The organism is Desulfobaculum senezii, assembly GCF_054657395.1.
In genome coordinates, this window is the sequence record NZ_BAAHYU010000002.1 from 1782944 (window position 1) to 1806303 (window position 23360).

Annotated in this window: 21 protein-coding genes; 15 read left to right on the forward strand and 6 right to left on the reverse strand. The window is 62.5% G+C overall.

Annotation, left to right across the window (positions count from 1 at the left end; translation table 11 throughout):
- The first annotated feature begins 1 nt into the window (after position 1).
- The 9 genes from ACYQ2T_RS08655 to ACYQ2T_RS08695 all read left to right on the forward strand — a co-directional run bounded on the left by ACYQ2T_RS08655 (position 2) and on the right by ACYQ2T_RS08695 (position 10122).
- Entirely contained in the window at positions 2-379 is a 378-nt protein-coding gene (locus ACYQ2T_RS08655) for a holo-[acyl-carrier-protein] synthase (RefSeq protein WP_459899974.1), read from the forward strand.
- A gap of 1 nt (position 380) precedes the next feature.
- A complete protein-coding gene (locus ACYQ2T_RS08660) occupies positions 381-1949 on the forward strand; it encodes an NAD(P)H-hydrate dehydratase (RefSeq protein ID WP_459899975.1) in 1569 nt (522 codons plus the stop codon).
- Entirely contained in the window at positions 1942-2412 is a 471-nt protein-coding gene (locus ACYQ2T_RS08665) for a CBS domain-containing protein (protein WP_404845075.1), read from the forward strand. The genes ACYQ2T_RS08660 and ACYQ2T_RS08665 overlap by 8 nt, the downstream gene beginning before the upstream one ends.
- 6 nt (positions 2413-2418) lie before the next feature.
- The gene (gene tsaE / locus ACYQ2T_RS08670; RefSeq protein WP_459899976.1) at positions 2419-2895 is read left to right on the forward strand and encodes a tRNA (adenosine(37)-N6)-threonylcarbamoyltransferase complex ATPase subunit type 1 TsaE; all 477 of its coding nucleotides are present in this window, start codon (positions 2419-2421) and stop codon (positions 2893-2895) included.
- Between the two features lie 64 nt (positions 2896-2959).
- Complete coding sequence (locus ACYQ2T_RS08675) at positions 2960-4192, forward strand: aspartate kinase (RefSeq protein ID WP_459899977.1); 1233 nt, start codon at positions 2960-2962, stop codon at positions 4190-4192.
- Positions 4193-4196: 4 nt separating this feature from the next.
- Positions 4197-5840, forward strand: coding sequence for a citramalate synthase (gene cimA / locus ACYQ2T_RS08680; RefSeq protein WP_459899978.1), 1644 nt, complete (start codon positions 4197-4199; stop codon positions 5838-5840).
- 82 nt (positions 5841-5922) lie between these two features.
- Positions 5923-6747 carry an MBL fold metallo-hydrolase gene (locus tag ACYQ2T_RS08685; protein ID WP_459899979.1) on the forward strand — a complete coding sequence of 275 codons (825 nt, stop codon included), beginning with the start codon at positions 5923-5925 and terminating at the stop codon, positions 6745-6747.
- A gap of 286 nt (positions 6748-7033) precedes the next feature.
- Positions 7034-8542, forward strand: a complete 1509-nt coding sequence (locus ACYQ2T_RS08690) for a VgrG-related protein (protein ID WP_459899980.1) — start codon at positions 7034-7036, stop codon at positions 8540-8542.
- A 218-nt stretch (positions 8543-8760) separates the two neighbouring features.
- Complete coding sequence (locus ACYQ2T_RS08695) at positions 8761-10122, forward strand: response regulator (RefSeq protein ID WP_459899981.1); 1362 nt, start codon at positions 8761-8763, stop codon at positions 10120-10122.
- Between the two features lie 829 nt (positions 10123-10951).
- Here the strand turns inward: ACYQ2T_RS08695 and ACYQ2T_RS08700 are convergent.
- Complete coding sequence (locus tag ACYQ2T_RS08700) at positions 10952-11608, reverse strand: class I SAM-dependent methyltransferase (protein ID WP_459899982.1); 657 nt, start codon at positions 11606-11608, stop codon at positions 10952-10954.
- Between the two features lie 246 nt (positions 11609-11854).
- Between ACYQ2T_RS08700 and ACYQ2T_RS08705 the strand changes: the two genes are divergently transcribed.
- Positions 11855-12841 carry an NYN domain-containing protein gene (locus ACYQ2T_RS08705; protein WP_459899983.1) on the forward strand — a complete coding sequence of 329 codons (987 nt, stop codon included), beginning with the start codon at positions 11855-11857 and terminating at the stop codon, positions 12839-12841.
- 544 nt (positions 12842-13385) lie between these two features.
- On the opposite strand, the gene ACYQ2T_RS08710 is transcribed toward ACYQ2T_RS08705, so the two are convergent.
- Genes ACYQ2T_RS08710 through ACYQ2T_RS08720 form a run of 3 tightly spaced genes read right to left on the reverse strand, consistent with a single transcriptional unit; the run spans position 13386 to position 14789 of the window.
- A complete protein-coding gene (locus tag ACYQ2T_RS08710; protein WP_459899984.1) occupies positions 13386-13727 on the reverse strand; it encodes a phage holin family protein in 342 nt (113 codons plus the stop codon).
- Positions 13728-13731: 4 nt separating this feature from the next.
- The gene (locus ACYQ2T_RS08715; protein ID WP_459899985.1) at positions 13732-14076 is read right to left on the reverse strand and encodes a hypothetical protein; all 345 of its coding nucleotides are present in this window, start codon (positions 14074-14076) and stop codon (positions 13732-13734) included.
- Complete coding sequence (locus ACYQ2T_RS08720) at positions 14076-14789, reverse strand: hypothetical protein (RefSeq protein ID WP_459899986.1); 714 nt, start codon at positions 14787-14789, stop codon at positions 14076-14078. Before ACYQ2T_RS08720 ends, ACYQ2T_RS08715 begins: the two co-directional genes overlap by 1 nt.
- A 242-nt stretch (positions 14790-15031) precedes the next feature.
- On the opposite strand from ACYQ2T_RS08720, the gene ACYQ2T_RS08725 reads away from it, so the two are divergent.
- The 4 genes from ACYQ2T_RS08725 to ACYQ2T_RS08740 all read left to right on the forward strand — a co-directional run bounded on the left by ACYQ2T_RS08725 (position 15032) and on the right by ACYQ2T_RS08740 (position 18730).
- Positions 15032-15985, forward strand: coding sequence for a metal ABC transporter solute-binding protein, Zn/Mn family (locus ACYQ2T_RS08725; protein WP_459899987.1), 954 nt, complete (start codon positions 15032-15034; stop codon positions 15983-15985).
- Between the two features lie 197 nt (positions 15986-16182).
- Positions 16183-16683, forward strand: coding sequence for a hypothetical protein (locus ACYQ2T_RS08730; RefSeq protein ID WP_459899988.1), 501 nt, complete (start codon positions 16183-16185; stop codon positions 16681-16683).
- The gene (locus ACYQ2T_RS08735) at positions 16680-17450 is read left to right on the forward strand and encodes a metal ABC transporter ATP-binding protein (protein WP_459899989.1); all 771 of its coding nucleotides are present in this window, start codon (positions 16680-16682) and stop codon (positions 17448-17450) included. The genes ACYQ2T_RS08730 and ACYQ2T_RS08735 overlap by 4 nt, the downstream gene beginning before the upstream one ends.
- Entirely contained in the window at positions 17447-18730 is a 1284-nt protein-coding gene (locus ACYQ2T_RS08740) for a metal ABC transporter permease (protein ID WP_459899990.1), read from the forward strand. Before ACYQ2T_RS08735 ends, ACYQ2T_RS08740 begins: the two co-directional genes overlap by 4 nt.
- 126 nt (positions 18731-18856) lie before the next feature.
- On the opposite strand, the gene ACYQ2T_RS08745 is transcribed toward ACYQ2T_RS08740, so the two are convergent.
- Complete coding sequence (locus tag ACYQ2T_RS08745) at positions 18857-19738, reverse strand: AraC family transcriptional regulator (protein ID WP_459899991.1); 882 nt, start codon at positions 19736-19738, stop codon at positions 18857-18859.
- A gap of 172 nt (positions 19739-19910) precedes the next feature.
- Here ACYQ2T_RS08745 and ACYQ2T_RS08750 point away from each other — a divergent pair, with 172 nt between their 5' ends.
- Complete coding sequence (locus ACYQ2T_RS08750; protein ID WP_459899992.1) at positions 19911-20834, forward strand: DMT family transporter; 924 nt, start codon at positions 19911-19913, stop codon at positions 20832-20834.
- Between the two features lie 704 nt (positions 20835-21538).
- Here the strand turns inward: ACYQ2T_RS08750 and ACYQ2T_RS08755 are convergent.
- Entirely contained in the window at positions 21539-23356 is a 1818-nt protein-coding gene (locus tag ACYQ2T_RS08755) for a methyl-accepting chemotaxis protein (RefSeq protein ID WP_459899993.1), read from the reverse strand.
- Positions 23357-23360 lie beyond the last annotated feature (4 nt).

Consider the following 23360-nt stretch of genomic DNA (forward strand, 5'->3'; position numbering starts at 1 on the left):
GATGATAGTTGGGCTTGGTCTGGATGTGGTGGAACTCTCGCGCATTGAGCGCATGCTGGAGAAGCACCCCGAGCGCTTTCTCGCCCGCATCCTGACCCCGGCAGAGCGAGACGCCATGCCGGAACACACACCTGTCCCCTACGTGGCCGCGCGCTTTGCGGCCAAGGAGGCCGCCGCCAAGGCACTTGGCACCGGCATCGCCGAGGGGGTAGGATTTCAGACAATGGAAGTGCAGCGCGAGGCCAGCGGACAACCGCGCCTCGTCCTGCATGGACCGGCCAAAGACCGCGCACGAACCCTTGGCGCGGACAACGCACATATCACCCTGACGCATGGCCGCGACATCGCCGCCGCCGTCGTCGTTTTGGAGAAGATGTAGAATGGAGATGTACCACGCAGTCCCCCTGCCCACGCCGGAAGAAATGGCCGCTTGGGACCACGCAACCATTGAGGACTTCGGCCTGAGGCAGGAAGTGCTGATGGAAAATGCCGGCCTTGGCGCCTATGGCGTGCTGGAAGAGGCCATCGGCCCCGTGGAGGGGCTTCTGGCACTGGTGGTCGCCGGTTCCGGCAACAACGGCGGCGACGCGTTCTGCCTTGCCCGCCATCTGGCCAACTCCGGCGCGCAAGTCGTGGTGCTGCACACCGGCAAAAAAAAGGCCTACCGCGGCGCTGCCGCCGTCAATATGCGCCTTGCGCAGAAGATGGGCATCCAGCTGGAATTCCTCGCGCCCGGGCACAGCCTGATTGAAATCTCGCAGGAATACGGCATGCCGGACATCATTGTCGACGGCCTGCTGGGCACCGGGTTCACCGGCGCACTGCGCGAGGACGCCCTGCGTATCGTCGAGGACGTCAACCTGCTTGGCGAAGACTCCTACGTCATGGCGCTGGACACGCCCTCCGGCCTTTCCGGCCTCACGGGCGAGCCGTGTCCCGTCGCCGTCCGCGCCGATGTCACCGTTACTTTTGAGGCCGCAAAACTCGGTCTCGCCCTGCCCGTTGCCACGGAATACACCGGCGACGTGCACGTCTGCGGCATCGGCATCCCCGAGTTTATCAAGAACTCCTCCCCGGCCACCTTTGGCATGCTCACCGACGGCGTGCTGGACCTGCTGCCCACCCCGCATCCCGAGATGCACAAGGGCACCGCAGGGCACGTGCTGGTCATTGGCGGCAGCACCGGGCTCACCGGCGCGCCGCATCTGGCCGCCCTTGGCGCGCTGCGCGCCGGAGCGGGCATGGTCACCGTGGCCTGCCCCGCCGCCCTCGCGCTGGAGGTCAAGGCCGGTTCCCCGGACATCATGACCCTGCCGCTGGGCTCCGGTTCCAACTGGAACGAGAGCATGGCTCACGACCTGCGCGAGCATCTGCCGCGCTTTACCACCATTCTTATTGGTCCCGGCATGGGCCGCGATGAACGCGCCCTCGGCTTCCTGCGCGCCCTTGCGGAACTGGACCTGCCAAACGTGGTGCTGGACGCCGACGCCCTGTACTGGCTTGCCGAGGCTCCCGGCCTCATCAAGCACATGGACGCCCCGGCCGTCATCACGCCCCACCCCGGCGAAGCGGCCCGCCTGCTCGGCTGTACCACCGACGAAGTGCAGGCCGACCGCCTTGGCCACGCCCTGACGCTGGCCCACAACACGGACAGCGTCACCGTGCTCAAGGGTGCGGGAAGCATCATCGCGCTGCCCGATGGCCGCGCCTTCGTTTCGCCCTTTGCCGTATCCAATCTGGCGGTTGCCGGTTCTGGAGACGTGCTTGCCGGACTGGTTGCCAGCCTCATGGCCCGTGCGGCGGACCCCGAGGATGCCGCCTGTCTTGGCGTGTACTGGCACGGCCTTGCCGGAGACCTGCTCGGCGCGGACTACCCCGCCCGTGGCAACACCGCCAGCGAAATCGCCCACGCCCTGCCGCGTGCGCTGAAGGAGACCGTCGATGCTTAAAGCCAAAGACATCATGACCAAGGACCCCATAACGCTCTACCCCGACGACGAAATCACCGTCGCCGCCCAGACCATGCTGGAAAAAGGCATCAACGGCCTGCCCGTCCTGGACGAAGGGGGGAGCGTGGTGGGCATCCTGTGCCAGAGCGACCTTGTGGCACAGCAGAAGAAGCTGAACCTGCCCTCGGTCTTCACCCTGCTGGACGGCATCATTCCCTTTTCCTCCACCCGCGACCTTGAGCGCGAGATGGAAAAGATGACGGCCATGACCGTTGCGCAGGCCATGACGGAATCGCCCGTCACGGTCAGCCCCGAGACCTCCCTTGACGAGGTGGCCTCCATCATCGTGGAAAAGCGCTTCCATACGCTGCCCGTGGTGGATGGCACCCATCTTGTGGGCGTTATCGGCAAGGAAGACATCCTGCGCACCCTCATCCCTCAGCCGTCCGAGGACGATGAATAGCGCGTCATGACCATCACCGTGCATCTTGAAGACGAAGCCGCCACCCTCGCGCTGGGCCAACGCCTGGCGCGGGCGGTGGCGAAAGACGCCACAGGGCTGAACGTTTTGCTCTGCGGCGACCTTGGCGCAGGCAAGACCACACTGGTGCGCGGCCTTGTCGCCGCCTTGCCCGGGGGCGAAGACGCCCGCGTGTCCAGCCCCAGCTTCAACATTATGAACCTGTATCCCACCACTCCCGAAACGGCGCACTTTGACCTCTACCGTCTGGAATTTCAGGAACCGGACGAATCCCTTCTGGAATTCCTCGCCGACGATGAGACCCTTGTGCTTGTGGAGTGGTCGCAGTACCTCGACCGCGAATTCTGGCCGGGGGATTATCTGCTTCTAACGTGGCAGCCCGCCCAAACGGGCCGCACGCTGGAACTGACGGCTCAGGGCGCAACCGCCACCGCGATTCTCCGCGCCGCCACGCACGAGGGCTAGCCGCCCCGCGTGCTCCAAGGCGCCGCGCAACACACCCCAACACTTAGTGAGGAGCTACGCTTCAATGGCCATCATCGTTCAGAAGTTCGGCGGCACCTCGGTCGCCAACCTCGACTGCATGCGCAAGGTGCAGACCAAGGTGGAAAAGGCCCTCGCCGACGGGTACAAGGTCGTCGTCGTGCTGTCCGCCATGGCAGGCGAGACAAACCGGCTTATCGACCTTGCCAAGGAATGGTCCACAGCCCCGGACCCAGCCGAGATGGATTCCCTCGTCTCCACGGGCGAACAGGTTTCCGTTGCCCTCTTCTCCATGCTGCTGAAAGACGCAGGGATCAAAGCCCGCTCCATTCTGGGCTTTCAGGCCGAGATCACCACAGACAAAAAATATGGCCGCGCCCGTATTCTGGACATCAACGCCGACAATATGAAACGCCAGCTCGATGACCACGATGTGTTGGTCGTGGCTGGTTTTCAAGGCTGTGACGACCAGCGCCGCATCACCACGCTGGGCCGTGGCGGCTCGGATACGTCCGCTGTTGCACTTGCCGTTGCAGTTGGGGCCGATCTTTGCGAAATTTTCACTGATGTGGACGGCGTGTACACCACGGACCCCAACATCGTCTCCCGCGCCAAAAAGATCCCCAAAATCTCGTACGACGAGATGCTCGAAATGTCCTCCATGGGCGCCAAGGTCCTACAGATCCGCTCCGTGGAGTTCGCCAAAAAATACAACATGACCGTTCACGTCCGGTCGACTTTTTCCGACTGTCCCGGAACGTACGTAACCCAGGAGGATGAAAGCATGGAAGCCGTTCTGGTTTCAGGCATCGCATATGACAAGGACCAGGCCCGCGTAACACTTCTGGACGTTGATGACCGTCCCGGTGTGGCGTCGTCGCTGTTCTCGCCCCTTGCCGACGCCGGAATCATCGTCGACATGATCATCCAGAATACCAGCCGCGACGGTGAAAAAACCGACATGACCTTCACCGTGCCCCGCGCCGACCTTGACCAGACCATCAAAATTATTGATGAAATCAAGGAGACCCTCGGCACGCGGCAGACGCTGTACGACGAGCGCGTCTCCAAGGTGTCCGTCATCGGCGTTGGCATGCGCAGCCACTCCGGCGTTGCATCGCGCATGTTCCAGGCCCTCAAGGCGGAAGGCATCAATATTTTGATGATCTCCACCTCCGAGATTAAGGTCACCTGCCTCATCGAGGAAAAATACACCGAGTTGGCCGTGCGTACCCTGCACGAATCATTTGAACTGGAGAAAGAAGGAATGAAGTGTTGACGCCATGAAGAAGATCTCCATCTACGATACCACGCTGCGTGACGGAACCCAGGCCGAAGAAATCAGCCTCTCCACTGGCGACAAGATTCGCATTGCCAGAAAGCTTAACGCGCTGGGCGTAGACTATATTGAGGGCGGTTGGCCCGGCTCCAATGAGACCGACCGCGCCTTCTTTACGGAGATTCGTCAATACGACCTATCGCATTCCAAGGTCGCCGCGTTTGGCAGTACATGCAGCCCCCGGTGCACCGCGAACGAGGACCCGAACCTCGCCGCGCTCATCGCGGCCGCGCCCGACGCGGCGACCCTTTTCGGAAAGACGTGGGACCTGCACGTCACCGAAGCCCTTCGTGTTTCGCACGAGGAGAATCTGGAGCTTATCCGCTCCTCCATCGCCCACATGGGCGCCAATGTGCCCGAGGTCTTTTTTGACGCGGAGCACTTCTTTGACGGCTACAAAGCCAACCCGGACTACGCCGTTGCCTGCCTGAAGGCCGCCCACGAAGCGGGCGCGCAGGTGCTGGTGCTGTGCGACACCAACGGCGGCTGCCTGCCGTACGAGGTGCGCGGCATAGTCGCCGCCGTGCGCGACGCCCTGCCCGGCGACGCCCGCCTTGGCATCCATACGCACAACGATTCCGAAACCGCCGTCGCCAACACCGTCGAGGCCGTCCACGGCGGCGCGGTGCAGGTGCAGGGCACCATCAACGGCTACGGCGAACGCTGCGGCAACGCCAACCTCTGCTCCATCATCCCCAATCTGGAGCTGAAAAGTGACGGTGCGTACCGCTGTCTGCCGGACGGTGGCCTGCGCAAACTGACCGCCACCAGCCAGTTCGTTTCGGAAATCTGCAACCTGCGCCCCTTTACGCGCCAGCCCTTCGTGGGCAAATCCGCCTTTGCGCACAAGGGCGGCATCCATGTCAGCGCGGTGCTCAAGAATCCCCAAACCTACGAACACATCCCCCCGGATACCGTGGGCAACGAACAGCGCGTGCTGCTCTCGGACCTCTCCGGCCGCAGCAACATCCTGTTCATGGCCAAGAAATACGGCTACGAGCTGGACAAAAACGATTCCGCGGTCCTCGACCTGCTGGCCGAGGTGAAAAACCGCGAGAACATGGGGTACGAGTACTCCACGGCGGAAGCCTCCTTCGAACTGATGTTCTTTCAGGCCATGGGCTGGTCCAAGCGCTACTTCCAGCTTGTGCGCTTCAACGTGGTTGGCTCCATGCGCCCGGAATACTCCGCGCCCTACGCCGAAGCCACGGTCATGCTCAAGGTGGGCGGCACAGTGGAGCACACCGCCGCCACGGGGCAGGGTCAGGTCAACGCGCTGGACTCCGCACTGCGCAAGGCGCTGGTGCCCTTCTACCCCAATCTTAACGAGATGCGCCTTGTGGACTTCAAGGTCCGCGTCCTTCCCGGCTCGCAAAACGACTCCGACGGCACAGCCTCCGTGGTCCGCGTTCTCATCGAATCCGCAGACACCACGGACCGCTGGACCACCGTTGGCGTCCATTATGACCTCATCCACGCCAGTTGGCAGGCGCTTGTGGATTCCATCAATTACAAGCTGTTCAAAGACGATCCGAAAAAGTTCCCCGTGGGCGGCAAGCACTTTCCCGCCGCGCCCAGTGGGAAGTAGTCATTCTCTCCACCGGGCGCGGCCACCCCGCGTCCGGTACTGACAGTACAGCAGACGACCTACGCTCCAAGGAGCCTCGACTATGAGCGTTACCATCACACTCCTCATCGACAACACGGCCCATCTTCCGCACCTCGCTCATGAGCATGGATTTTCATGCGCCGTTACGCCGTCGGACGGCAGCCTGTGGCTGTGGGATACCGGCGCCAGCGCGGCCTTTTTGAAAAACGCCGATGCCCTCGGCATTCCGGCGCACGAAGCGCGGGGGCTTATCCTCTCGCACGGGCACTGGGACCATGCGGGCGGACTCGCTCCCCTTCTGGAGCGCGGCTTTACCGGCGCCGTGTACGCGCACCCCGCCTACCAGCGCGAGCGCTACTCCTGCCACCCCGGCGAGGAGTCCCGATATATCGGCGTCCCCAAGCTCTCCGACCATCTGCCGCGCCCGGATGTACGCGGCGTAGCAGATGGCTTCAGAATCGGCGACGATATCACCGTGGTGACGGATATCCACCGCGAACCGGGCCAATACGAGGCCACCAAGGACTTCTATACGGATACGGACTGCACGCAGCCCGACTCCGTACCCGACGACGCGTGCCTGCTTATCCCCACCGCCAAGGGCATGGTCCTGCTCCTTGGCTGTTGCCACAGCGGCATGGCCAACACCCTCGGTCATATCCGCGAGCGCTTCGGGCTGGACCAAATCTACGCCGTTATCGGCGGCACGCACCTTATGGACGCGCCGGACTCTGCCATCCGTGAAAGCGTGGACGCCCTCAAGGCGGCGCGCGTTCAGCATATCTATCCCGCGCACTGCACCGGCAAACGCGGCTTTGAAGCGCTGGAGAAACTGCTGCCCGGCAAGGTCCACCCCACAGGCGGCGGGCATTCGCTGACGTTCTAAGTGCGCACTGTGGCGGCCACGCGCAAGGCATACGCCGCCACAGCGCTCCGCGTACGGGACGGGGTTTGCCGTCCTGCTATGACGGCTGGCACGCCCCACTTTGCACAACATTCCCTGCCAGAAGCTCGACACGCGCCCCAAGCTGGGGCAACATCATATGAACCAGCTTCGCCTGCTCCGGGCGCGCCTTGCGCGCCTTGGATTCCGACTCGACGTCTACGGCAGGAGTTTTGCAAAGACAGCCATGAACACACAACTTTCTGGCACTTTTGACGATACAACATACATGAACCGGTCCCGAACTCCGTTGCCGAATATCTCCGCACGCCTTGCTGCGTCCGCCCCCTCCCTTGCCGCCACACTGCGGCGGGTCTGGCCCCGCGCCCTGCGCAGGCTAAGCCCACAGGAGAGCGCGGCGCTCATCGCCTTTGCGCGCAGCACGCCGCCAGCACGGCTTCCAGGCGTGCTCCTGCGCCCGTGCGTCAGCGCCATGCACCGTGCCGCACGGGACTTTTGCCACGCCATACGCCGCGGCAACCCTTGGCAACGCGGTGGCCTGTACCCCGCTGTCATTTCCTTGGCGGTGCTGAGTCTCTTCTGCGCCGAATACGCCCTTATTCAGTTCAGCGCGCCAGCGGCCCCCATAGCGCAGGTGGCGCGCTTCCATCAGATGTCGCAGGACCAGCAGGCCATGCTGAAGCGGTATCTGCCGCTCTATCCTGCCACGCAGGACGTGCGCTTTTCCGCAGGCTCGTTTACGCGGGCGCAGACGCTAGGCGCACCATGGCGCACCAACGCCGCCCTTGCGGAGGTGGTCCACACCGCACGCGCACCGCACCCGCTGCTCGCCGTCTCCCCGGCCATGCTCCCCACAGCGCCGCTCATGGCGTCCGTCCGCGGCAAAGTGCGTCATCATATTGTCCGGATGCCCGTGGACAAGCAGGCCTTCCACCCGCTGGACAAGGAACGCTTCCTCGCCTTTGCCAGCACCTCATCCAACCTGCGGCGCATGTTCGCCGCCGTCCCCACCACTATGCCGGACCTCGCCAGCCTTGAGCCGCGTCCGGCCTCGGCCATCGCGCCGCCCACAACGCGCCTTGACGCCATCCGCGCCAAGCTGGCCAAGCGGCGGGAGCTGGGCAAGCTCTGCGCGCTGTTTGAATCCGGCATCCACGGCTCGCGCGCCATTGGCTACGACCCCGACGGCGGCACGTCCTACGGCAAGTATCAGATGTCCTCGCGCAAGGGCACGGTTCGGCGCTTTATCCGCTATCTGGACCACAGGGCCCCCAGCCTCGCGCGCCGCCTCAAGGGCGGCCGGGCCAATACCGGCAGCACGCGCGGCGCGCTGCCCGGAAAATGGCGCCGCGTGGCGGACAATTACCCCGGCCTGTTCGAGCGCTTGCAGGACGACTTTATCCACAACAACTACTACACCCCCACCCTGCGCGACATCCGCATGCGCACGGGCATTGATCCGTCGCGCCACCCGGCCATCCTGCGCGAGGTGCTGTGGAGCACGGCGGTGCAGCACGGCCCCCGTGGCGGCGCGTATATTTTTGAACGTGCGGAACTCAAGGCCCGTCTGCGCCCCGCGCGCGACTACCACCGCGCCCTGATTATGGAAATCTTCCGCGAGCGCGAGCGCCGCATCCGCCGCCACAGCCACCCCCGCCAGCTCAAGGGCCTCATCCGCCGCCTGCGGGAAGAACGCAAAATAGCCCTGACAGCTCTACAAAAACCCGTGGACTACGCAAAACTCTCGCGTTCCATCCGCGCTAAGGGCATCCTGTAGACGCACAATGCGCGCGGCTCGTCGCAATGGACACGCAGCGCGGCCACGCCTCACTTTCCCTCTCTACCGAGCCATATTCCCGCCCCGTCGTCACGCTTGCTAAGGGCAGTCATTGCATGATAGAGCGCATCATAAGTCCTTGATTCACAAGGATTGTGCTCATTCAATGCGCGGCTCTAGCCCGCTTGCACCATACTGCCGCAATGCAGAGGTTCATAATGACAGAGAGAAAGGATGTCCTCGTTCTGGCTGTTGACGCCAACCCGTCACTGCAAAAGATCATTTCCCGCCACTTGCATGACGGCGGGTACAACGCCGTGCTCCTTGCCGGAAGCATCCCAGAGGCATGGAATATCCTCACACAAAAGGACATCGGCCTCGTCATTTGCGACCTCGTGGTGGGACAGCACAGCGGGGTCGCCCTTCTCCAGCGCATCCGCCAATCCCCAAAAATCGGCAAACTCCCCGTCGTGGTCATGTCCGCCAAAAAGGACAAGCGCATCGTCACCGCCGCCGCCCGCGCCGGCGCTTCCGCCTTTTTGGTCAAACCCTTCTCGCAGGACACGCTGCTGGCCACAGTAGAAAAAGCCATTTCGCACTCCGCCAAAAAGGCGCAGGCCCCCGCCCCCACCAGTCAGGACGCCCAAAAAGTGCTGGATGCCGGGTTCAAGGCGCTGGACGAGCGCGACCCGGACAAGGCCATTGCCTATTTTTCCAAAGCCGTGAAGGCCAGCCCCAAAAGTGCGGACGCCTTCCGCGGCCTCGCCTACGCCTGCAAAGCCAAAAAGCAGGACGACAAATTCGCCCAGTTCCTCCTGACGGCGGGTAAAGTGCACGTGGAAAACGGAGAATTTTCCGAGGCGGAAAAGCTCTTTCTGGAGCACCGCCGCCACGACGCGGGCGCCCCCAGTCCCTTTGCCGAATGCGCCCGCGCCCTCACGGAAAAGGAAGACTACGAGCCAGCGGCCCGGCTATACGAACGCGCTCTCATGCTGGACCCGGACAATACCGAACTCCTCGTCGGCAGCGCGGAGGCGCTTTCGCATGTGGGCAAGGGGGACACCGCCAAGGAACGCTTGGAACTCGCCCTCGCCGCCAACGACGACGCACCGCAAGCCCGCAAACTGTGGAAGAACCTCACCGGCAAAAGCTGGAGCCAAACCGCCAAGGAGCGCGCCAAGGCCGACACGAACGAAGAGGAGCGGCGCGAGGCCGTCCGTTTCTGGGTGCCGGATCTGCTGCTGGAGCTTTCCGGCTACGAGGACCACTTTGCCATTACGGAGCTGAGTATGGGGTCTGTGGCCTTTAGCCCGCAGGAGCAGACCTTCACCATGGATGCGTCCATCCCCGCCAAAATTTTGCACCTCACCGAAAACGGCGTCACGCCGGAGCTGAAACACCTCACCCTCACCGTTGCCCGTGTGGAGGAGGAAAAAATCGGCTGTCTGCTCGGGGAACTGACCCCGGAGCAGGAAACCCGCCTTGGCGAAATCCTGGAGGCCGCGCAGGAGCGGCAGATTGAAAACAAGCAGAAGGAAAAGACCGACATCGGCTTTGATATCGACATGCTGTTTATGTAGCAAAGCAAGCCCCCGCTCCATGCCGAGTCATTCGGCCTGAACGCGGGGGCTCATGTGTAGGGTATGGCTTGAGGTGGCGATGTTCCGGGCGGATCGCGCCCTGCTTCATGCTTGAACCGCATAATGATTGTCTCCGGAAAGATTTCGCGCGTCTGGCGGAAGGATTTCCCCAAGGCGCATGGTTCCCGAATCTGCCACCCCTTTGGGCGGCCCACTCTTCCCCCTACCCCCGGAACGGAAATTCGCATGTGCTTCCAACTCCCCGTCACCAAAAGTAGAGGTTTTCCCAGTTCACCTCACACTACAGCATTCTGGTTTCCATGGCGATAGAATTTCGCATTTTTGCCCGCCAGAATTGAATTTCCGCCAGATTCGCAAGTATCTCCATCCCTTGAAGCCTTCCCCCTTTGTTCCATTGTGCAACCCCCTGTCTTACCAACTGTTTTTCAGCCCACCCACCCCGGCGCAGGGCGCAAAAAAAGCGCTGGAATTCCAGCGCGTTTCATCATGGCCTCATCGCCATGGCACAAAGCGCGGCTCGCGGGAGCCGCACCCTGAGAAGTTCGGCAAAAAATACGCCCACGCAGGGGCACTGGCGCGTCAGGCTAGGGACGCCCACACGCCCACAGAAGCCCTGCAATGCGGGAAAACAGCGGCGTCCGGATGACCCCGCGGGGTGCCGCGCCCCTTCCGCAAAACACGGCTTCAGACAGGCGGGGCAAAGAAAACCGGCGGCGTACGGGGATAACGCACGGCCCAAGCGCCGCCACAAGACGCAATGCCCCGGCATTTTTACATAAGCACAGCTGCCGCCGCCCCCGCCCACCAGCTAGGGATAGAGGCACGTCAGGCGCAGAGTATCCGTCAATTCAAGGGGCACGCCTTCATCACGCGGGCCAAGAAAATCGCGTATTTTTGCAATGTTTTCAGCGGTTGCCGGGACGCCGTAGTATCCAAGCACATAGTCATCCACCGAGGCGACATCATCAAAGCGCCAGCGGGTGGTGAATTCGCGCCGCACTCTGCGGGTCACTGGCGCCGCGTGCAGGGCGGCGTCTGCCTGCGCCAGTGCGTCGCCCTCGTCGCCAAAGAGACTGCATAGCTGCTGGATTTCACCTTCCTGCACCGGTTCCAGCGCAAGGATGCGTCCGTTCTCGCCCACCATATGGAAGGCCTCGGCCAAAGCATCCTCCGGGTCCGGGTGGTGGTGCAGGGACATGGTAAAGACCACCGCGTCAAACGTGCCATCGCGAAACGGCAAAGCCATCCCGGATGCCCGGACAAACTGACAGTCCGGAACCGAAGCCGCCGCAACGCACAGCGCATCGTGCTCCACTTCAATGGCGCACAGACGGCGTGCATGCCCGGCAACATCCGCCGTCACCCGGCCCGGCCCGCACCCAATCTCCAAAACATCTGCTCCGCAGAGCTCGCCATGCTGAACCAGCATGTTCCGTGTCATTTTTTCCTTGTCCTGTGTATGCATCGGAGTACCCTACACAGACAGACACGAAGCCTCAACCCACCGATGTTGCACCACATCGCCGCCGCTGCTGCATGACGCAATATTCGATAAGGGCTTGACACCACGCCGCGCTGGGCGTATGTGATTTTTATAACTATTCGGCATAGCAAACATGCCATTCATATTCTGGATGCAGAAAAGCATCGATATGTGACAGGGGAGGTGCTGTGCGCCTCCCTTTGTCTTTTTATTTATGAGGTACCTTATATGCATAGACTTGGTGTTTTCGTCGACGCCGGCTACTTCTGGTGTCAGACCATTACGGTTATTCATGGCCGCATGACGGAACGCGGCCGCGTGGCGCTGAATTACAAAGAATTGCGCCGCCAACTGCTCAACACCGCCGCGGAGGAATTCCCCCACGCCAGCCTGCTGCGTGCCTACTGGTACGACGGCCCCGGCAACCACGGCAAAGCCGAAGAACACGGCCGCATTGAAGAGCTGGACGACTTTAAGCTGCGCCTTGGCACCCGCAACAGCACGGGCCGCCAAAAGGGCGTGGACGGCCTCATCATTGCGGACATCATCAGCCTGACACAAAATGGGGCCATCTCCGACGCCCTCCTCATCACGGGGGACGCCGACCTTGCCCCGGGCATCGACGCAGCGCAAAACCTTGGCCTGCGGGTGCATTTGCTCACCCTTGGCCCCTCCAATGCCACGTCCCCGCACCTTGCCGCAGAGGTGGACCGCAAGCGAAGCTGGTCCGACGACATTGTGCGCTCCTTTGCCAGCCCGCAGCACTTTCCGCTGGCGCGCGAGATTTCGCCCGCACCGAACAATGGCGCCAGAAACGGCGCGCCAACCGGCCCCAGCGTCCCCAGCACGCCCAGTGCGCCAAAGCCGGAGCCCGCGCCAAGGCCGGACCTGCCAGAGGATGAGGACGCCAAGATTGAGCTTATCGCCAAAACCTTTGTGGAGCAGTGCTCACCGCGCGACGTCTACCAAATCCAGTCCGGCAGCGGCTGGGAAATCCCCCACGACATTGACCGGGAACTCCTGCGCCACAGCCGAACCGTCCTTGGCGACTATCTGGACCATTACCAAAAGTACGAACTGCGCAACCGCGTCAAAAAAATAGCCAACGACCGCCCAACCATCACGGCGGACAATATCGGCAACGTCGCCCCGCCCGAGGAGTTTGCTTTCTCCGACGAGCCGGACGACACGAACGAGACGAACGAGACGCCCTAGGGCGCGTCTCTCGTCCAAACGGCGCGGCGACCGCCACACGGCCCAAATGCGCCCGGTGCCCCTAAAAGCTCACGTGATGCCCCGAAAAGCTCACGTGCGGAGTGCCCTGCTTGCCAAACAGAAGGGCGCGGCAAAAACGCGCCCTCGGCGTAGATTCCAGCGAGACAAACCTCTTGGGCATGGGGCCTCTGGGGGGCTTTGCTCCTCCGCGCAAATACGCCACAAGGCCCACGCCATCCCCGCTGTGTGGCGTCAGGCAACCGCTCTTTGGCCTGCAACGCCGATGCGCCGGAGCTAAGGCGACGAAGTTAAGCACGGCGGGCAAACGGCAGCTTTCCACACCCTACGCAAGGTTGTGGAAAAATGCGGCGCAACTTTTCCACAGACAGCCGCGTTACCCACAGACAGATTCCCAAAGCACACAAGGAGTGAGGGCCACACCCTCACTCCTTGTTTTGCGCTTCCTCACGTCCCACTCGGCCGCAGGTGCGCCCTGCGCCGAAACGCAGAAAGAAATATCCGGACGCCCTTCGTCGATGAGCGCCTACTCGCCGCGCGGGTCGGACTTGTCCAGCGGCGAAAAGGTCTTTGCCGCTGCGCACATCCGCGCGGAGATGATGTCCAGCAACTGCCCGCCCGCATAGCCCGCCACCCCTACACAGGCCTGCCGCATGCCCTCGGGGACAAAGGTGGCGGGCTCCAGCAGCAGATGCACCAGATAGCCCGTAAACGCCGCCGTTACCACGGTGGCCAGCACCTGCCGCACGGAGCATGGTTCCGGGCCACGCAAAACGCGCACGGTTCCCCCAGCCAAAGCCAGCAAAACGGGCGGCACGAAGCCGCCCATAAGCTGAAGAAGCGACGCGATGGTCTCTTTTTCATGCATCGCGTTACCGCTCCGTTGTCTCCGCATGACGCCGCAGGCCAAACAAGCCAACGCCTTCAGGCGTGGGCGCGTCGCCACCGCAGTCGCCTTCCGCCGGGGCCACGCCCTCGGCCTGCTGGCTGGTCACTGCGCGTTGCGCGCCCGCCGTTGGGGACGTCCCCGGCGCATCCGCCACGTTTTCAGCGCCCGGCGTCAGGTCGGGCAAAGCCCGAAGGGCATCGGTCTGCGCAAGAAAAGCGTCAAGCTCCGGCACGGCGTAGCCTTCCTTATTCAGGCGCATGGCCGCTTCCAGCGCTTGCAGACCAAGGCGAAGTCCCGAGGACACCAGCATCACAGTCGTTTCGGTCATTATTCCCCTCCCGCGTCATTGCTTTGCGCTGTTGCCAGCATCATGGCGCACTCCGCCAGCGCCAGCCTCACATCCTCTGCCCGCGCCGCGTGTTCCGTGCGGCTGGCCGCACTTTCACCGTCCTGCAAGGCCACAGCCCCGCTTCGGTATGCCACCAGCAAACGCTTGGCCGCGTCCATGCGCGGGGCGACCTCTCGCTCCAGATACGCCACATCCTCGGGGGGCAGCGAGGCTTGCAGAGCGCCGTATTCCTCATACAGCGCCACATAGGCAATGCGCAGCTCCTCGCCTACGGCCAGCGCCTTCTGCGCGGGTGTCAAATCGCGCATGGCGCAGGCCTGCAAGCACAGCGGCAACGCCACAGCAAGTAGCACAAGCGGCAGGCCGCGGCGCGCGCCGGACGCCTTGCCCGGCTTGTCCTGCTCCTCGCCCGGCGTTTTCGCCTCTTCGCCCGGCGCGGCCTCTGCCCCTTCCCTCCCCCCACGGGGGGCGCGGCGCACGCGGGGCACGCGAACGGCCTTGCTGGCGTGGATGCGGCCATACACCGCCAGCACGCCACCAAGGGCGGAGCCAATCAGCATGCCGCACTCAAGCATCTCGGCGCGCGTGCCTTCATCAACGTCCACACCCGCAATGGCAAGTACGGCGCAAACAAGGGCAACCATCCCGCCCCAAAATGTCCGCGACTGATACAACGCTTTCTCGTCCCTCACATTCGACCTCCTTTGGTCCTTGCGGTGAATCACAACGCGCGAACCATAGAAAAGCCGCATGTTTCCAGCGAGGGGCATGTGCGCAGACCTGCACTTTCGCCGCGTTCACCCGTCCCGGCCATGCGCTGCACACCCTGCCAAAACGCCGCCGCCTCTGGACAAGGGGTCTGTTATTTGTTCCATTTACGGATGGTTATTGATGCGCCCATGTCGTTCCACACCAACACCGCACAAGAGGCCTCATGAATTCCAACGTTCTCAAAAGGGCCCGCATCTGGCTGGCGAGCATTATGGCCTGCCTTGCCCTCGCCGCCCCGGCCAGTGCTTCGGACGGCCTGAACATTGTCACCTCCACCACCCAAATTGCCGACTTTGCCCGCAACATCGTCGGCGACCGGGGAGAAGTGCACTGCATTCTCGCCCCGGGCGCGGACCCGCACACCTACCAGCCCACACCGGACGACGTGCATATCGTCCTCGACGCGGACCTGTGCTTGCAAAATGGCCTGCACCTTGAGGGCAAAGACTGGATGGGCACCCTCTCCCGCGATGCGGGCAAGCCCATCGTCACCTGCACCGACGGCGTCCAGCCGCTGGCCATCAGTCAGGACGGCCAAACCATACCAGACCCCCACGCATGGTTTTCGCCGCGAAATGCCGCCGTCTACGTCAACAATATCACCCGCGCCGTCAGTCAGCTGGACCCGGACGGCAAGCGCCAGTACGAAGCGCGGGCTCAGCTTTTCCTGCAACAACTGCGCGTACTTGACGCATGGGTGCGCCAGCAGGTGGCGCGTATTCCGCCCCACCGCCGCATCCTCGTCACCACGCACGACGCGTTCAATTACTTCTGCCGGGAGTTCAAGTTTAACGACAGGAACAACTATCTGAGCATCGCCCCGGTGGGCTGGTCCACAGGCAGCGAAGTCGGCGCGGGCATGACGCCCGAGCGCCGGCGTGTGGTGGTGGAATCCATCGCCAACTCCGGCGCGCCCGCCATCTTTGTGGAAACCACCATCAGCCCCAAGCTCATCCGCGAAATTGCCCGTGACACAGGCGTTGCCATTGGCGGCGAGCTGTACTCGGACTCCATGGGAGAGGCCGACACAGCGGGTGAAACCTACATTGGCATGATGCGGGAGAACGTCCTGCTCATCGTCAATTCCCTGCTGACCGACGGAGACGTGCCGGGCTGACGGCCTGAGCGCCCCGCCCCGCAATGAAGCAATGCAGGCGGGGCACCCAGAGCAATGTAAGGCGAAAACCATCCAAAGCCCACGCAAGGGGCCAGAGCAACACGAGAGTTGGCACCAGCAGGCGCTCCAGGTAGGCGACGCTCACCAGCCTCACCGGCCCTGCGCCCATGTCATCAACGTCAAAGGATACAGGCACCATGCTTCGATTCCTGCTTACCATTTTCATTTGGATTACCTTTGTCGGTGGGGTTGGGGTGTACATGCACCTGCGCGACTCCGGGCAAGCGCCCCCAGCCCTTGCCGAAGCCGCGCCCGAAGCGGCCCGCGCCGTGTACGACATTGAGCTGACCCCAACGTTCTCCGCGCAGGCCGACCCCTTTGCCCTGCGCACCACGGACGCCGACGCGCCAGCCATAACCGTCACCCTCAACGGCGCATCCATTGGCACCATCCCAAGCGGCATCAGACCCGGTCATCCGTGGGTACGGCGCGCCGTCTCCGGCGTGGTGCAGGGGGCAAACGAAATCTACGTACAGGCCGCGCCGCCCGTCGCCGCAGGGGGCACCCGCCATGCGGTGCGCGTCCGCGTCCTGCGCAACGGCCAGCCCACAGCGGAAACCACTTTCTGGAACGACGGCGGCGCAAGCGTCAGCGGAACCCTGCGCTTTACCGCAGCCAGCGACGGAGACCATTCATGACCACCACAGAGCGCAAAACCGTCATTGAGGTCAAACATCTCACCGTCAGCTACGGGCCAAAGCCCGCCCTGCTGGACATGACGCTCTCCATTGAAAACGGCCTGTTGGTCGGCGTCATCGGCCCAAACGGTGCGGGCAAGTCAACGTTCATCAAGGCCATTTTGGGCTTTGTGCACCGCGATGTCGGACATGTGCGCATCGACGGCATTGATGCGGAAAGGGCCAAGGGGCGCGTGGCCTATGTGCCCCAGCGCGGCGCTGTGGACTGGGACTTTCCCATCACCGTGCGCGAGGTTGCTATGATGGGGCGCTACAACCTCATCCCGTGGTACCGCAATCCCGGTCCAGAAGACCGCGACGCCGTGGACGAAGCGCTGGACATGGTGCGCATGGCCGAATTTGCGGACCGGCAAATCGGCCAACTGTCCGGCGGCCAGCAGCAGCGGGTATTCATGGCCCGCGCCCTTGCCCAAGGCTCGGACATTCTGCTGTTGGACGAACCCTTCGCCGGGGTGGACGCCGCAACCGAGCGCGCCATTTTAGACGTGTTGGAGCGCGCCAAGTCCGCAGGCAAAACCCTTGTCGTGGTGCACCACGACCTTGCCACCGCCGCCGAATACTTTGACCGCCTCGCCCTCATCAAGCAGCGTCTGTTTGCCTACGGCACGCCGCAAATGGTCCTGCGCGAGGACCTGCTGAGCGAGGTCTATGAAGGCAAACTCCGCGTCTTTTCCGATGTTTTCCGCAAGGAGGAAACCACGCCGTGATAGATTTCCTCAGCCATGCGTTTCTTGACCCACTCTCACAGGCGTATTTTCAAAAGTCGCTCATTGGGGCCAGCATCGTTGCGGTGGTGGCCAGCGTTGTGGGGTGCCTTGTTGTGCTGCGCCGCATGGCCTTTTTGGGCGATGCACTCTCCCACGCCATGATTGCTGGTGTGGCGGGGGGCTATCTTGTCATGAAGATGCTCTTTGGGCTGGAAGCCAACGCCCCGGGCATGCTGATTGGCTCGCTCATCGCGGCCATCCTCACCGTGGGGCTTATCGGCTTTGTCTCCCGCGTCTCACGCGTGAAGGAGGACACAGCCATCGGCATCATGTACACGGGCGTTTTTGCCCTTGGCGTGGTGGTGGTCTCCATCTTCCGGCACTATATCCACATTGACCTCATGCACTTCATCATGGGCGATGTGCTTGGCATTTCGGATACGGACCTGTGGGTCAGCGCCCTTGTGGCCGCGACGGTGCTGTCCTGCATTATCCTGTTCTTCCGCCATTTTCAGATATCCGCGTTTGACCCGGTTATGGCCGCGTCCATTGGCTTGCCCATTGTCTTTTTGGACTATCTGCTGACCACGTGCGTCTCCCTTGTGGTGGTCAGCGCGGTAAGCATGGTGGGCGTTATTCTGGTGGTAGGACTGCTCATCACTCCGGCGGCAACGGCGTACCTGTTGTCCGACAAACTCTCGCGGATGATGGCGCTAGCGGCGCTCTTTGGCGTGACCAGCGTGGTGGGCGGACTGTACCTGTGTGTGTGGCTCGACACCGCCGGCGGCGGCGCAATTATGGTGTTCTCCACCCTGCAATTCATCGTTGTGCTCACGCTGGCACCGCGCTACGGGCTTATCGCGCGCTGGCTGCGGCAGCGCCACGCCGTGCCCCAGCATGTGCTGGAGGACATCCTTGGCGCACTCATCCGCCGCGCTGGCGACCCGGCCACAGCAGGCGACATCCGCCCCTACGTGGCCGACGGCAAGCGCCTGCGCGCCTCGCTGGGGAATATGGTGCGCGATGCTCTCATCACCGAAACCAACGCCCATTACACCCTCACCCCCAAGGGCGCGCAGGAGGCCAGCCGCATTCTGCGCGCGCACCGGCTGTGGGAAAGCTATCTGGAGCACATCGGCACTCCCGCCGGGGAGGTGCACGAACGCGCCCACATTCTCGAACATATTCAGGACCAGCGCGCCATAGACTATCTGGACAGCTTGCTGGGGCACCCCACCACAGACCCCCACGGCAAAAGCATCCCCCCAAAACCCGCCTAAAAAAAGGGCTGACGGCACCGCCGTCAGCCCTTTTTTTGTCATCATGTTCCCGTCACGCACAGAGCAAGTGGCGGCAAGAAGCGCCCTCCCCTGCCACAACCCAGCGCAGCCCCGCATGCGCCGCCGTCACCGGCGCGCCACAGGGACGCCGGATGCTACGCGCCCGCCGCGGCGGTACTGAACGGGCGTTGCTCCGGTGAACTGCTTAAAAACGCGAGAAAAATGGCTTTGGTCGGTAAAACCGAGCTGTGCGGCAATATGACTGATGGACAGATCCTGCTGGAGCAAGGCCTTGCCTTCGTTGACCCGGAGTTGATTCTGGTAGGCATGGGGCGCAAGCCCCACTTGCGCCTGAAAGAGGCGAAGCAAATGATAGCGGCTCATATTGGCGGCCTGCGCCAACTCATCAAGCGTAATTTTCTGCTGCACGCGCTGCGCGATGTAGTCCTGCGCCCGCGCAACGGCTGGTGAGCCGGATTCCGCCGGTGCGCCGACGTCGCGCGCCGCCATGCCGCGCTCCTGCCTCATATAGAGCTGCAGCACATCCGCCACAGCCCCCAGCAGGCAGGACTGCTTCTGCAAAGGCCCACACTCGGCCGCAATGGCCTCGCATGCCTTTTTCCAGCGCGCATACAGGGCCGGGCTCTCCATAACCGGATGCGAAAACTGCGGCAGAACGACGTCCGAGCCAAACATCTCCCGCGCGCCACGCTCCAGAAATGAGGCATCGATGTAAAACATCCAGTACACCATGACGGATGCGGCGTCGGGATTACAGGCGTGCGCCACGTTTGGCGGAATGATCACCAGCTGCCCGCCGCGTACGCTGTGCCACGCATCGCGCAGGGCAAACGTTGCAGAGCCGCGCTCCACCAGTCCAACCGAGTATGCGGCGTGCGTATGCCGCCGGAATGCTTCCTTGTGGTAGCTCGAATACCGAAGCTCCACGCCCGGCAAGTCGGCATCCCGCCAGAACTGAACAGTTGTATTTTCCGGCAACTTTCCCATGTGTCTCTCCAAGTCGCGCCAGCGCGGCGTGCGCCATGCAGTGTGGGCATTGTTGTATATCCCGCATCACCGCCAGAGCAAGCCCTGCCGGATGGATTCCGCAATTTCGTACAATACCGCCGCCCGCAATGGCTGTAACCTCCTGCCTGACGCATACTGAGAAGGAGATATCATGGAACACGTTGAGAAAGCGCAAGTAGCGCACGGCGCCAGCGCAGCGCCAGATTTGCCAATCCGCAAAACCTTCGCCCTGTTGTGCCTGATGGGCGCGGTTATCTTATGGGGCACATCCTTTATGGCGACTAAGATCGCTTTGGCCGGTTTCTCCCCGCCCATGGTAATCTGGCTTCGTATGGCTCTGGCTTCGGTGTTGGTCGTAGCCCTCTCCCCCCGCATTCCCAAGCCGCAGTACCGGGCCGGAGACTGGAAGGTGCTCGGGATTTTGTGCCTGATGCAACCCTGCCTGTATTTCCTGCTGGAAAGCTACGCCATCACCCTGACGACCTCGTCGCAGGCAGGTATGATTTCCGCGCTGGTGCCCCTGCTGGTGGCATGCGGCGCCTGGCTTGTGCTGCGCGAGCCTCTGTCCATCCTCGGCATAACCGGGGTAACGGTCTCCATGGGCGGCGTGGTGTGGCTCTCCATGAGCGGCAGCCCGGACGCCACCGCGCCAAACCCTGCCCTCGGCAATCTGCTGGAGGTCGGCGCCATGTGCTGCGCCGCCTTCTACATGGTGGTGATGAAGCGCCTTTCCGTGCGCTACTCCACGTGGTGGCTCACAGGGCTGCAATGCGTTAGCGGCGCGGTTTTCTACCTGCCCACTCTCGCCTTTACCGGCCTTCCTCCGGTTGAGGGCGTTTCGGGTACGGCGTGGCTGGCCGTCCTCTATCTTGGCTTTTTCGTTACGCTTGGGGCGTTTGGCCTCTACAACATGGCGATGACGCTTATGCCCGCGGGCAAGGCCGCGCAGGCTATCAACCTCGTCTCCCCCGTCGCGCTGCTCACAGGCTGGGCGCTCCTTGGCGAGTCCCTCTCGCTCATGCAACTGGCCGCCTGCGCCGTTATCGGTCTTGGCGTGTGGATTGGCAGGAAATAACCCCACCCGGCGGCGCTCCGCGCCCCGGCAGACAAAAAATCACCTCCCCCCCAGCCGCGTCGCTCCCCCCCCGGAGCACTGCCCTCTGGAGCACTGCCCCCGTCCGCGCACATGCCGCAACACGTGAATGCGGACGGGGGCGCCGCGCGGCACCTGTGCAACGCATCCCACTGATTGAACGATCAAACTATAGAACCGCACGCAATTACACCCCGCTGACTGTTCAATCAATGAACGGCGCACATGGCGCAACGCACTGACCAAGCAAGCCACAAGCAGAGCCACACAGAACAGCACCTTGCCACTCTTCTGCGTGCGCACAGCACAACCACATGCGCAAAAGTACCATCCCGCCGTACTTTCCACTTGCGAGAAACAACACCTGTTTGGTAGAAAATTGTCAGTCACAACAGTCTGTTTAAGGAGGAAATGCCATGGAAGCCAGTCCGTGTCCCAATTGCGCGTATGTTGTCTCCAACTACGCCAAGCAATGCCCGAACTGTGGCAGAGACCTCACCGCAAAGTCCGAGGGGGCGAGCGCGCCCCGGGATGATTACGACAAGTAACCCCTGCCACTTGTGACCCGCGGGGGGCGTCTGCGCCGCACTCGTCAGGCGTCCCCCGCCGCCAAAGCCACCACAACACAAAGCGCCCCCGGACCAATTGGTCCGGGGGCGCTTCTTTTTTTGCGTGAACAGGTGAGGCTAGTTCTGGTTGGCGTCGTCCTTGAGTTCCTCGATAAGGCGGTTCAGCCCATCGGCCTGATCCGCAAGGTCGCGCACAGCCTGTGTGGATTCGGCAATGCCACGGGCGTTATCCGTGGTGATGCGGTTAATCTCATCAACGGAGGTGCTGATTTCCTCACTGGCGGCGGACTGCTCTTCTGCGGCCGTCGCAATGCTCTGAATCTGCTCTGCGCTGGACTGCGAGCTCTGGACGATATCGCTCAGCACTTCGCCGGACTGGTTGGTGTAGTCCACAGCCTTCAGCAGCTCGGAAACGGCGTCCTCCATGGACTGCATGTTGTCCTCAGCCACCTTCTGAATGCCGGAGATAGCTCCGCCAACTTCCTTGGTGGCCACCATGGTCTTTTCCGCCAGCTTGCGGACCTCATCCGCGACAACGGCGAATCCGCGCCCGGCTTCGCCCGCGCGGGCGGCCTCGATGGCGGCATTGAGGGCCAGCAGGTTGGTCTGGTCCGCAATGTCGGTGATAACGCCCATGATGTTGCCGATGGACTGCGCCTGATCCTGCAACTGGGTCATGCTGGTCTTCAGGGCTTCGGTCTGCGTCTGTGTGGCGTTCATGGCCTTCATGGAATGCTGGACCACGTCCTGACCGTTGAGCGCGCGGTTCAGGGCTTCGCGGCTGGCATCCGCCGCCATGGAGGCGTTTCGGGCCACTTCCAGCACGGTGGCGTTCATCTCTTCCATGGCCGTGGCCGTGGTACTGATGCGCTCCTGCTGGGTCATGGTGCCGTTGTTGATTTCCTCGGACATGGCGGAAATCTGCGCCGTGGCGGAAGCAAGGCGGCCCACGATGTCCTCCAGCTTGGTGGCGGCCATGAGCATGCCCTCGCTGCGGGCGCGCTTGGCGGTTTCCAGCGCGGCGTTGGCTTCTTCCGTTGCGGCCTCGGCCTGGCGGGCCTTGTCTTCGGCGTCGCGGGTTTTGGCCTCAATGTCCGCCATGTTCTGCTTCAACGTGCGGGACATGATGAGCAGCGCCTCTTCCAGCTTGGCGGCCTCGTCAGTGCCCTGCGGCTCAAGGGAGACATCCAGCTGGCCTTCGGCGATGGACTCTGCGGCCTCTGTCGCGCCGTTGATGGGGCGCACAATGCTGCGGATGATGGCAATACAGCCCACAACCACGATGAGCAGCAGCACGCCAAGGGTGATGAGCATGCGCGTAAACTGCGTAAGGGCTTCATCATGCAGGGCTTGTGTCACCTGCTTTCCTTCGGCCTGCACATTATCAACGTACACGCCCGTGCCCAGCCACAGGCTGGTCCCCGGAATCATCTCGGCGTACGCCAGCTTGGGCTGCAGGCCCATGCCCGGCTTCACAAAGTCATATTCCACAAACCCACCGCCAGCATGGGCCTGCTTGGCAAGCTCGCGGACGTAGTAGATGCCGTTTTCATCCTTAGCGCCGGACAAGTCCTTCCCCTCAACTGAAGTCTTGGCCGGAACGGAAAACGGCACCGTTCCCTTGTAGGCGAAATAGTATCCTGATTCGTCATCTTCAAAGCGGATGTCATTGGTCATCTCGCGGATGGCGTCCATCTTCTGCTGCTCCGTATCAAGTCCCCGGACGGCGTCAGCAAGCGTCAGTGCCATAGAGTGAGTTGAGATGCGAATCTTGTCCTTGTGCCCTTTGAGCATCTTTTCCTGAACCGTGGTGACAGAGATACTCTCGAGCTGGGCGGAGATAGCGTAAAAGCTGACTATCGCCCCCGCAAAGAGCAGCACCATGACCCCCAGAACGAAAAAAATGCGGAAGCCAATGGATAACCTGCGAAGCATAAAG

Coding starts and splice junctions, on each gene's coding strand:
- ACYQ2T_RS08655 (WP_459899974.1), top strand. CDS start 2: ATGATAGTTGGGCTTGGTCTGGATGTGGTGGAACTCTCGCGCATTGAG.
- ACYQ2T_RS08660 (WP_459899975.1), top strand. CDS start 381: ATGGAGATGTACCACGCAGTCCCCCTGCCCACGCCGGAAGAAATGGCC.
- ACYQ2T_RS08665 (WP_404845075.1), top strand. CDS start 1,942: ATGCTTAAAGCCAAAGACATCATGACCAAGGACCCCATAACGCTCTAC.
- tsaE (WP_459899976.1), top strand. CDS start 2,419: ATGACCATCACCGTGCATCTTGAAGACGAAGCCGCCACCCTCGCGCTG.
- ACYQ2T_RS08675 (WP_459899977.1), top strand. CDS start 2,960: ATGGCCATCATCGTTCAGAAGTTCGGCGGCACCTCGGTCGCCAACCTC.
- cimA (WP_459899978.1), top strand. CDS start 4,197: ATGAAGAAGATCTCCATCTACGATACCACGCTGCGTGACGGAACCCAG.
- ACYQ2T_RS08685 (WP_459899979.1), top strand. CDS start 5,923: ATGAGCGTTACCATCACACTCCTCATCGACAACACGGCCCATCTTCCG.
- ACYQ2T_RS08690 (WP_459899980.1), top strand. CDS start 7,034: ATGAACCGGTCCCGAACTCCGTTGCCGAATATCTCCGCACGCCTTGCT.
- ACYQ2T_RS08695 (WP_459899981.1), top strand. CDS start 8,761: ATGACAGAGAGAAAGGATGTCCTCGTTCTGGCTGTTGACGCCAACCCG.
- ACYQ2T_RS08700 (WP_459899982.1), bottom strand. CDS start 11,608: ATGCATACACAGGACAAGGAAAAAATGACACGGAACATGCTGGTTCAG.
- ACYQ2T_RS08705 (WP_459899983.1), top strand. CDS start 11,855: ATGCATAGACTTGGTGTTTTCGTCGACGCCGGCTACTTCTGGTGTCAG.
- ACYQ2T_RS08710 (WP_459899984.1), bottom strand. CDS start 13,727: ATGCATGAAAAAGAGACCATCGCGTCGCTTCTTCAGCTTATGGGCGGC.
- ACYQ2T_RS08715 (WP_459899985.1), bottom strand. CDS start 14,076: ATGACCGAAACGACTGTGATGCTGGTGTCCTCGGGACTTCGCCTTGGT.
- ACYQ2T_RS08725 (WP_459899987.1), top strand. CDS start 15,032: ATGAATTCCAACGTTCTCAAAAGGGCCCGCATCTGGCTGGCGAGCATT.
- ACYQ2T_RS08730 (WP_459899988.1), top strand. CDS start 16,183: ATGCTTCGATTCCTGCTTACCATTTTCATTTGGATTACCTTTGTCGGT.
- ACYQ2T_RS08735 (WP_459899989.1), top strand. CDS start 16,680: ATGACCACCACAGAGCGCAAAACCGTCATTGAGGTCAAACATCTCACC.
- ACYQ2T_RS08745 (WP_459899991.1), bottom strand. CDS start 19,738: ATGGGAAAGTTGCCGGAAAATACAACTGTTCAGTTCTGGCGGGATGCC.
- ACYQ2T_RS08750 (WP_459899992.1), top strand. CDS start 19,911: ATGGAACACGTTGAGAAAGCGCAAGTAGCGCACGGCGCCAGCGCAGCG.
- ACYQ2T_RS08755 (WP_459899993.1), bottom strand. CDS start 23,356: ATGCTTCGCAGGTTATCCATTGGCTTCCGCATTTTTTTCGTTCTGGGG.